Below are 8,926 nucleotides of genomic sequence, written 5' to 3' on the forward strand. Positions count from 1 at the left end.
CCCGGCCGACCGGCCGGGGCGTCGTGCTCCGCTCGCGGCGACCGGCCGCGCCGGGCTCAGGACCCGTCGGGTCCTGCGGCGGGTCGCGGCGGCCGCCGGTCGGGACCACGGGGATCGTCGACGTCACGGGGGGCGGGCGAGTCGGCGAAGGCCTGCGCGAGCTCCTCGCCGCGCTCGTCCTGGGCGCGCTGGACCATCGCGTCGCGCAGCGAGCCGTGCTCGCCCTGACCGCGCAGCATCTGCTCCCAGTCGGCCCGCCCCCGACGGACCTCGTCGGCGAAGTCCTGCATCTCGCGGCCCATCGCGCCTCGCTCGGCGGCCTCCTGCAGCGCCCGCCGGTCGTCGGCGTCGACGAGGGGCCCACGGCGCAGCTCGTCGAGCTCGGCACGCCCTGCGGCCAGCGCCTCGGTCAGCTCGGCGGAGGCCCGGCGCAGGTCCTCGGTGATCGCGGCGTAGCGCTCGCGGTCCACGTCACACCGCCAACGGCCTGGGCGGCAGCGAGGAGACGGTGAGGTCGCTGACGAGCATCTCGATGAAGCTCTTCACCGTCCGGATGAGCGAGAACAGCATCCGCAGGTAGGCCGTCGCCTTGCTGGCCGTCTTGTAGGCGTCCCAGGCCTTCTGGATGAACTTCGCCTGGCCGTAGACGGGGATGTACTGCAGCGCCCACGCGCTCGTGATCAGGTCGACGGCGAGTCGGACGCAGTCCACCACGAACTGGGCCGTGCTGACCGCCTGGGCCGCCACCTCCTTCAGGTGCTCCCCGAGCGTGGCCAGGCCGGTGCTCTGGTCCTGCAGGGCGGGCGTCCAGCCGTACATGCCGGCGGCGTGGGAGTTGGCGGCCTGTCCGCTCCAGGTCTCGAAGACCCGGATCTGGCCGGCCGTGACGTTCTGCTCGCAGCTGTCGAGGCGCCCGGAGACGATCTCCCAGCAGCGGGCCTGGGTCGACAGGCCCACGACGTCGCCGGCGATCCAGTCGGTGACCTCGGCCCTGAGGTCCCACCCGCAGAACGTCTCGAGCGCCCAGCACAGCTTGTCGAGCATGAACCCGAAGGAGACCTCCGGCAGCTCGCTCTCGCTCGGGTAGGGGTTCTCCAGGTAGCTGAGGGGTGAGACCTTCGCGAAGGCGGCCGTGTTGGTGCCGCTGCCGCCGCTGATGCCACCGCCTCCGCCGAAGGAGTCGGCCACCGCTCCGTCGGTGCGGCCGAAGTCGAGCGCCTGCTGGTCGAGCGCCACGGCGTAGCTGCCCATCAGCGTGGCGTTCTCCGCGAGCAGCTCCTTGAGCTGGGGGAGGAGGGTGGCGTAGTCGTCGGTGAGGTCCTCGACGATCTTGCCGAAGTCGGCGTCGGTGCAGTAGGTCTCCACCTGGGTGTGGATCGTGCTGAGGTCGAAGCGGATCTCGTCGACGAGCTGGGCGTAGCCGCGCAGGTCGGGCAGGTCCACTCTCAGCTCTCCGGCCGATCCTGTGGTCGCGTGGTCTGGACCGGTGGGGCCGCTCAGGCCGCGGCGCGGTGCTGGCCGAGCATGACCGCCAGCAGGCCGCCGCACACGAGGAGCACCACGGCGACCAGCAGCCACTGCCGGGCGCGGCGCCAGCGGCCCAGCCCGGCCACCAGGAGCGCGAGGGCGCCGAGCGCGCCGGCCACGAGGCCGCCCGCGCGGACTGTGTCGTCGGCGTCGGTGGTCGCACCGCCGAGGGCGCAGAGCAGTGCCACGAAGGCGGCGACCCGGAGGGCCAGCTGGCGACCGACGTCCTCGCCGACGTAGCCGGCGAGATCGCGCCCGCTCGCGTCGTCGGGGATCTGGTCGGGATCGAGGGGAGGGCGTGCCATGGGCCACAGTGTGCCCGGCGACCCTGTCCTCGTGGGGGGCGCAGACCCCGCCGGGGACGCGCGTCGCGCCCGGGGGACACAATGCACCCATGAGCCCCGTGACCCCCGGCATGGACCTGATGGCCGGTCCGCCGCCCACCCACCTGCCCGCCGACCCCGCCACGACCGCGCTCGCCGCGGGCGAGTCGCCGACCGACGTCGTACGCCACCACCCGGCGTCGCCGTCGGCGTGGGCGGCGCTCGCCACCGAGGCCGCCGCGGCCGACGCCGACGCCGTGGTCGTCTACGCCTACTCCCGGGTCGGCTACCACCGCAGCCTCGACCTGCTGCGTCGCAACGGCTGGAAGGGCCACGGGCCCGTGCCGTGGGAGCACGAGCCCAACCGCGGCTTCCTGGTCTGCCTGTCGCTGCTGGCCAAGTCGGCCCGCGCCATCGGCGAGACCGACGAGTGGGAGCGCTGCCGCGACTTCCTGCGCGACTCCAGCCCCACCGGCTACGCCGCGCTCCTCGGCGACTGACGCGGGGCGGCGCCCACCCCTCCCTACGTCGGCGGGGTGAGCAGCCGCCGGACGGTGTCGGAGCCCAGGGCCAGGAAGAGCGTGGGCAGGCGCGGGCCGCGGTCGGCGTCGACGAGCAGGTTGTAGAGCAGCTTGAAGAACGCCTTCTGGTCGGCCTTGACCTGGTCGGTCGGGGCGTCGTCGAGACCCAGGCCCCGACCCAGCTTCGGCACGCCGTAGACCAGCGTGGTGGTCTCGTCGAGGTCGAGACGGTCGGGCAGCCGGTCGAGGAGGTGGCGCAGCCACAGCTCCTCGTCGTCGCCGAGCCGGGCCAGCCGGGCGGCGTCGGGCTCGGTGCGCACGGTGGTGCGCTCCGACTCGGGGACGTACTCGCCGGTCCAGGTCATCGCGCGGCCCAGCCGCGGCTCGAGGTCCTCGACGGAGTCGTGGTCGTGGCCGACCTCGCGCACGATGCGGCTGATGAGGTCGGCGCTGCCCGCGGTCACGTCGGCCACCGACGAGAGCAGGCGGAAGGGCACCACGACCGCGGGCACCGGCAGGCGGCCGGCCGTCGCGGTCTCGCTGGCGCGCTCGAAGGCCAGCACCTGCGCGTCGCGCTTGGCGGGGTCGGCGGCCTTGCGGCCGAGCGCGTCCCACTCGTCGTAGAGGCGCACGACCTCCGGGCCGAAGTCGACGTTGAAGGCCTGCTTGGGCTGGCGGCGCACGTAGAGCCAGCGCAGCACCGGCGCCTCGAGGATCTGCAGGGCGTCGGCCGCGGTCGGCACGCCACCGCGCGAGGAGGACATCTTCACCTGCCCGCCGGCGCCGACGAAGGAGTAGCCGACGAACGACGGGGCGCGGCCGTCGTAGAGCTTCACCAGCTCCTTGCCCACGGTGTAGGACGACCCCGGGCTGGCGTGGTCGACGCCGCCGGGCTCGAAGTCGACGCCCTCGACGGCCCAGCGCATCGGCCAGTCGACCTTCCAGACCAGCTTGCCCTCGTCCTGGGTGCGCAGGTTGGTGACGCCCTCGAAGGGACACGAGGTGCAGGTGTAGGCCAGGTCGGCGGAGTCGTCGTCGTAGGACGTGATGATCGTGGTGTCGCGCCCGCAGTCGCGGCAGTAGGGCTTGTAGGGGAAGCGCGCGAGGTCGTTGGTGGCCCCGAGGCCCGAGGGGTTGCCGTCGTCGCCGTCGTTGGCGACCGAGTCGGCCAGCGCCGCGGCCTCCTCGGCCGACTCGGCGGCCTCGCTGAGCGGGGCGGCCTTGGTGCGGTAGCGCGCCATCACGGTCTCGATGCGGTCGCGCTGGGCCACGGCGTGCAGGATCTGCTCGCGGTAGGCCCCCGCGCGGTAGCGCTCGGTCTGGGAGACCTCCTCCATCTCCACGCCGAGGGCGCGCAGCGAGGCCACGAGCGGCTCCTTGAAGTGATCGGCCCACGAGTCGTGGCACTCCCACGGGTCGGGCACGCCCGAGAGCGGGCGCCCGATGTGGTCGGCCCACGACGGGTCCACCCCGGCGGGGACCTTGCGGAAGCGGTCGTAGTCGTCCCAGCTGTGCAGGTGGCGCACGGGCAGCCCGCGGCGTGCGAGCTCGTCGGCGACGAAGTGCACGGTGAGGAACTCGCGCAGGTTGCCCAGGTGCACCGGCCCCGACGGGCTCGCCCCCGAGGCGCAGGTGATCGGCCGCCCCGACTCCGGGGTCCAGCCGCCCTGCTCGGCGTGGCGCACGGCGTCGTCGGCCGCGCGGGTGACCCAGTCGACGGGAGCCTGGGGGGCCCCGTCTCGTGCTGTGCCTCGTGCCATCGGGGTGCTGCTCCTGCTCTCGTCCGTGACGGCCCGCAGGGGCGCGTCGGACGGCGTGGTGGGACCGGTCGGGACGTCTCGCGGGCCCGCGGTGGGACGCCCCAACGCTACCGGAGCCGCGCCACTGGCCCGCCCCGGCCACGAGGAACCATGGCGGTGGGGGACGAGCGGCACTAACATGCCACGGATGCCCACCCGGACCCCCGCCACGCTGATGGCCGCCCTCGGCTTCCCCAAGCACGTGGACCGCCTCCACCAGCAGTTGCTGGGCCACTCCGGGCGCGAGCTCGTCTCGGTCGCGGCCGCGCTGCTCCAGACGCCCGAGGAGCTGATGAGCGCCCTCGAGCCGCTGTGCGACGCCGGCGTGGTGCGGGTGGAGGAGTCGCGGGTCTTCGTGGCCAGCGCCCCCGAGGTGGTCGCCCGCATCCTCGCCGCGCAGGCGGCGAGCGCGGCGGTCGTGCAGGCCGAGCTGGAGAGCGTCGCGGCGGCCCTGCCGTTCCTCACCGGCAGCGGGGCCCGGCCCGCCGAGGGCGAGGTGCACGACGTGCAGCCGCTCGACGGCGAGATCAGCAGCGGCGGCAACCCGATCCCGCTGCTCACCGCGCTCATGGTGCAGAGCCGCGGCGACCTGCTCTGGCTGCGCCCCGACCAGTGGCGCCACCCCTCGGAGGACGCGATGGGCGACTTCATCGGAGGCCTGGTGAGCGGGGGTCGCAGCTCGCGGGCGATCTATCCCGTGCGCGCGCTGACCGAGGCCCGCGCCACGCTCAATCACCGCGTCGAGAAGGGCGAGGTGATCCGGGTGCTGCCGACGGTCCCGACCCGCATGTTCATCATCGGCACGACCCACGCCGTGCTCCCCGAGCCGCTGGGCCAGGTCGACGAGCCGCGCTCCCTGATCCGCCAGCCGGGCCTGGTGAAGGCGCTGACCTACTGGTTCGAGGCGCTGTGGGACCGCGCGGCGCCGGTGAGCGCGCTGACCGGGGAGGCCGAGCCGCGCAGCGACATGCAGCGCTTCCTGGTGCAGCAGCTGGCCAGCGGCTCCCAGGACGAGCAGATCGCCCGCCGGCTCGGGGTCAGCCTGCGCACCGTGCGTCGCCGGGTCGCCGACCTCATGATCGAGCTGGGCGCCGAGTCGCGCTTCCAGGCCGGGGTCGAGGCGGCCCGGCGCGGCTGGCTCTGACGGTGCCTCAGCGGTGCGGCAGCACCATCGAGTAGGCGCCGGGCTCGAGGTGCCAGGTGCGCTGGCGCTCGGGGCCGTAGATCTCGCCGTCGGCGGAGCAGTAGAAGGGCTCCCCGGCGATGGAGACGGTGCGCCCGGTCAGCGAGATCACGTCGTCGCGCTCCTCGTGGCGCCCGAGCAGCAGGCCCGCGGCGTACCCGAAGCGCGCCAGGGGGCCGATCGAGCGCGAGACCATCACGTCGAGGCGCCCGTCGGTGGTCTCGGCCTCGGGGTTGAGCGAGGTGCCGCCGCCGACGTCGGAGCCGTTGCCGACGGCCACCATGAGCACGGGCTGGTCGAGGTCGACCACGCACTCGCCGTCGACCTCGACGCGCAGTCGCACGAAGGGCGGCTTGTACGCCGCGAGCGCCGCACCGATCGGGTAGCCGAGCTTGCCCAGGTTGACCTTGCCGACGCCGATCGAGCCGAGCCGGTCCTTCCACCGCGTGGCGCGGCGGCTGGCCTGCGCGCCGGCGCCGGCGTGGACGTTGTTGACGACGATCTCGCCGACCTCGTCGACGATGAGGTCGACGCGGCGCACCTCGCCGGTGAGCAGGACGCGGGCGGCCTCCTCGATGTCGAGGGGGATGTCGTTGCCGCGGGCGAAGTCGTTGCCGGTGCCCAGCGGCAGCAGGCCGAGCACGGCGTCGGCCAGCTCGTGACGGCGGTGGAGCGCGGCCACGACGGCGTGCATGCTGCCGTCGCCGCCGGCCACGACGATGCGACGCGACCCGGCGCGGTGCAGGACGCCGTTGAGCTCACCGGGGTCGGCGGTGGCGGCCACCTCGACGGAGGTCTCGGCGCGCAGGATGTCGAGGGCCCGCTCCAGGGTCTCCTCGTCCGACGTGCCGGCGCCGCTGTTGGTGATGACGAGAAGGGGCTCCACACGTCGACAGTAGTGGAGCGGGCGGTCGGGCGCCGACCTGCGGTAGCGTGTGGCCGCAAGAGCTCCGGTGCACTTGTGCCCGGGGCTCTCGCGTTTCCGCTCCGAGCGCGTCAGGTGCGCCGGGTCGGAGGAGTCCAGCACGCCTAGAAGCGGAAGTGAGCGAGCAGATGCCCGCGATCGCCATCATCGGTGCCCAGTGGGGTGACGAGGGGAAGGGCAAGGCCACCGACCTGCTCGGCTCCAGCGTCGACTACGTCGTGAAGTTCAACGGCGGCAACAACGCCGGCCACACCGTCGTCATCGGCCAGCCCGACGGCAGCGAGGAGAAGTACGCCCTCCACCTGCTGCCCAGCGGCATCCTGACCCCCGGCTGCACGCCGGTGATCGGCAACGGCGTCGTCGTCGACCTCAAGGTGCTCTTCGAGGAGATCGAGGGCCTCGAGGCCCGCGGCGTCGACACCAGCGGCCTGGTGGTCAGCGCCAGCGCGCACGTCATCGCCGACTACAACCGCACCGTCGACAAGGTCACCGAGCGCTTCCTCGGCTCGCGTCGCCTCGGCACGACCGGGCGCGGCATCGGCCCGACCTACGCCGACAAGATGAACCGCATCGGCATCCGGGTGCAGGACATCTTCGACGAGAAGATCCTGCGCCAGAAGATCGAGGGCGCCCTGGAGCTCAAGGGCCAGGTGCTGACGAAGATCTACAACCGTCGCGCCCCCTCGGTCGACGAGACCCTCGAGGAGCTGCTGCAGTACGCCGACCGGCTGCGCCCGATGGTCCGCGACACCGGCCTGCTGCTCAACCAGGCCCTCGACCGCGGCGAGACCGTGCTGCTCGAGGCCGGCCAGGCCACCCTGCTCGACGTCGACCACGGCACCTACCCCTTCGTCACGTCGTCGTCGGCGACCGCCGGCGGCGCCTGCACCGGCTCGGGCATCCCGCCGATGCGGATGGACCAGGTGATCGGCATCGTGAAGGCCTACACCACGCGCGTCGGCGAGGGCCCCTTCCCGACCGAGCTCTTCGACGACGCCGGCGAGCACCTGCGCAAGGTCGGCGCCGAGTACGGCACCACGACCGGTCGCCCGCGGCGCTGCGGCTGGTACGACGCGGTCATCGCCCGCTACGCCGCCCGCGTCAACGGCGTCACCGACTTCGTGCTCACCAAGCTCGACGTGCTGACCGGTCTGGAGCAGGTGCCGGTCTGCGTGGCCTACGACGTCGGCGGGGTCCGCCACGACGAGATGCCGGTCAACCAGACCGACTTCCACCACGCCGTGCCGATCTACGAGTACCTCCCCGGCTGGTGGGAGGACCTCAGCGCCTGCCGCACCTTCGAGGACCTGCCCGCCAACGCCCAGGCTTACGTGCGCGCGGTGGAGAAGATGTCGGGCGCGCGCATCTCGGTCGTCGGCGTCGGTCCCTCGCGCGAGGCGACCGTCGTGGTGCACCCGCTGGTCTGACCGGTCCCGGGCGGGCCCGGTGCGACCGTCCCGTGCCGGTGCCGGTGCCCGGTGCCCGGTGCGGCTCAGTACTGCCGCTCGGTCTCGGTGACGCGGTCCGCCACGGCCAGGACGACGCCGGGGTCGACCAGGGGCCACCGCGTGGCGGTGAGGGACGACTCGTCGGAGGACCCGCTGGAGGACTCGCTGGGGGACCCGTCGAGCACGACGGCGCGCGGGCGCTCGACGCCGACGAGGGCCACCAACTCGTCGGCGCCGTCGCCGTCGACGTCGGAGACCACGGCGTGCGGGGAGTAGTCGGCGTCGTCGTCGGCCGGTGCGAGCGCGCTCGCCCCGCCGAGCCCGTCCTCCCACGACCACGCGCTCACCGCGAGGTCGGTGCCGACGTGCACGAGGGTGTCGGTGCCGTCGCCGTCGAGGTCGGCCTGCCGGAAGACGCCGGTGCCGTAGCCGGGCTCGTCGAGCACCAGCGTCTCGCCGACCTGCTCGAAGGAGTCGCCGCGCGACAGGAGGCCGCGCAGCACGGTGGTGCGGCCGAGGGTGTCGACCTCCACGAGGTCGTCGCGACCGTCGCCGTCGAGGTCGCCGACGGTCCAGGTCGTGCTCGCGCCCGGTGACCGCTCGACCTCGGCCCAGGTCGCCTCGCGCTGCCAGTCCTCCTCGGCGGTGCTGAGCATCACCGTGACGGTGGCGGTGTCGTCGAGGGCGGTGCCGACGGCGAGGTCGTCGCGCCCGTCGCCGTCGAAGTCCCCGAGCGCGGCGGTGCCGGTGCCGTAGTCGAACGTGCCGACCTCCTCGGCGGGCGGCACGACCATCAGTGAGCTGCGGCGCGGCGCGGGATCACCCGCGTCGAGCGGGCCGGACGCCACCGCGACGCGCAGGCTCGAGCCGTCGCCGTCGACGGTGACCCGGTCGAGGACGCCGTCGCCGTCGACGTCGCCCAGCACCGTGCGGGGGTTGACCTCCGCGACCCGCTCCGCGTCGTCGACGGCCGCACCGTCGGAGCGCTGCAGCTGCCCGCCGTCGAGGTCGAGCAGCAGCAGGTCGCCGAGGCCGTCGCCGTCGACGTCACCGCGCGCGGCGGGGTCCTCGCGGGCCGGGGCGGGGTCCTCGGGGAGCGGCAGGCCCCCGGCTGCGGCGGGACCGGTCGCCGGGTCGGACGCCGTGTCGCGCGGCGCGTCGTCGGGCCACAGCAGCAGGCCGGCGGCGACCGCACCCCCC

The 8,926-nt window shown here is 73.9% G+C and carries 9 protein-coding genes; 3 read left to right on the forward strand and 6 right to left on the reverse strand.

What is annotated here, in order from left to right:
* Positions 1–56: 56 nt before the first annotated feature.
* From LPA27_RS16445 to LPA27_RS16455, 3 genes are read right to left on the reverse strand one after another with little or no spacing between them, the layout of a single operon-like run.
* Positions 57–470, reverse strand: a complete 414-nt coding sequence (locus LPA27_RS16445) for a hypothetical protein (RefSeq protein WP_056863317.1) — start codon at positions 468–470, stop codon at positions 57–59.
* A gap of 1 nt (position 471) precedes the next feature.
* On the reverse strand, positions 472–1,443 hold the full coding sequence (locus tag LPA27_RS16450; protein ID WP_228943133.1) for a WXG100 family type VII secretion target: 972 nt from the start codon (positions 1,441–1,443) through the stop codon (positions 472–474).
* Between the two features lie 53 nt (positions 1,444–1,496).
* On the reverse strand, positions 1,497–1,832 hold the full coding sequence (locus LPA27_RS16455; RefSeq protein WP_228943134.1) for a hypothetical protein: 336 nt from the start codon (positions 1,830–1,832) through the stop codon (positions 1,497–1,499).
* Between the two features lie 89 nt (positions 1,833–1,921).
* On the opposite strand from LPA27_RS16455, the gene LPA27_RS16460 reads away from it, so the two are divergent.
* On the forward strand, positions 1,922–2,350 hold the full coding sequence (locus LPA27_RS16460) for a DUF3151 domain-containing protein (RefSeq protein WP_082500095.1): 429 nt from the start codon (positions 1,922–1,924) through the stop codon (positions 2,348–2,350).
* 23 nt (positions 2,351–2,373) lie between these two features.
* On the opposite strand, the gene lysS is transcribed toward LPA27_RS16460, so the two are convergent.
* Positions 2,374–4,131 (reverse strand): lysine--tRNA ligase, encoded by a 1,758-nt coding sequence (gene lysS / locus LPA27_RS16465; RefSeq protein ID WP_056863322.1) that lies wholly within the window; start codon positions 4,129–4,131, stop codon positions 2,374–2,376.
* Between the two features lie 187 nt (positions 4,132–4,318).
* Between lysS and LPA27_RS16470 the strand changes: the two genes are divergently transcribed.
* Positions 4,319–5,314: a helix-turn-helix transcriptional regulator gene (locus tag LPA27_RS16470; RefSeq protein ID WP_056903323.1), complete on the forward strand. Its 996-nt coding sequence runs from the start codon at positions 4,319–4,321 to the stop codon at positions 5,312–5,314.
* Between the two features lie 7 nt (positions 5,315–5,321).
* Here the strand turns inward: LPA27_RS16470 and LPA27_RS16475 are convergent, their stop codons facing one another.
* Positions 5,322–6,239 carry a diacylglycerol/lipid kinase family protein gene (locus LPA27_RS16475; protein ID WP_193665591.1) on the reverse strand — a complete coding sequence of 306 codons (918 nt, stop codon included), beginning with the start codon at positions 6,237–6,239 and terminating at the stop codon, positions 5,322–5,324.
* Between the two features lie 167 nt (positions 6,240–6,406).
* Here LPA27_RS16475 and LPA27_RS16480 point away from each other — a divergent pair, with 167 nt between their 5' ends.
* Entirely contained in the window at positions 6,407–7,705 is a 1,299-nt protein-coding gene (locus LPA27_RS16480) for an adenylosuccinate synthase (protein ID WP_056863570.1), read from the forward strand.
* A gap of 65 nt (positions 7,706–7,770) precedes the next feature.
* Here LPA27_RS16480 and LPA27_RS16485 read toward each other — a convergent pair.
* Positions 7,771–8,926 (reverse strand): FG-GAP-like repeat-containing protein (locus tag LPA27_RS16485; RefSeq protein ID WP_228943135.1); only part of this gene is annotated, 1,156 nt, incomplete at its 5' end.

The organism is Nocardioides sp. Leaf374, assembly GCF_916862475.1.
Taxonomy (GTDB): Bacteria; Actinomycetota; Actinomycetes; order Propionibacteriales; family Nocardioidaceae; genus Nocardioides; species Nocardioides kribbensis.

What these genes read in the sequence shown, in the direction of transcription:
- LPA27_RS16480 (WP_056863570.1), top strand. Translation starts at nt 6,407, where the DNA reads ATGCCCGCGATCGCCATCATCGGTGCCCAGTGGGGTGACGAGGGGAAG.
- LPA27_RS16455 (WP_228943134.1), bottom strand. Translation starts at nt 1,832, where the DNA reads ATGGCACGCCCTCCCCTCGATCCCGACCAGATCCCCGACGACGCGAGC.
- lysS (WP_056863322.1), bottom strand. Translation starts at nt 4,131, where the DNA reads ATGGCACGAGGCACAGCACGAGACGGGGCCCCCCAGGCTCCCGTCGAC.
- LPA27_RS16470 (WP_056903323.1), top strand. Translation starts at nt 4,319, where the DNA reads ATGCCCACCCGGACCCCCGCCACGCTGATGGCCGCCCTCGGCTTCCCC.
- LPA27_RS16460 (WP_082500095.1), top strand. Translation starts at nt 1,922, where the DNA reads ATGAGCCCCGTGACCCCCGGCATGGACCTGATGGCCGGTCCGCCGCCC.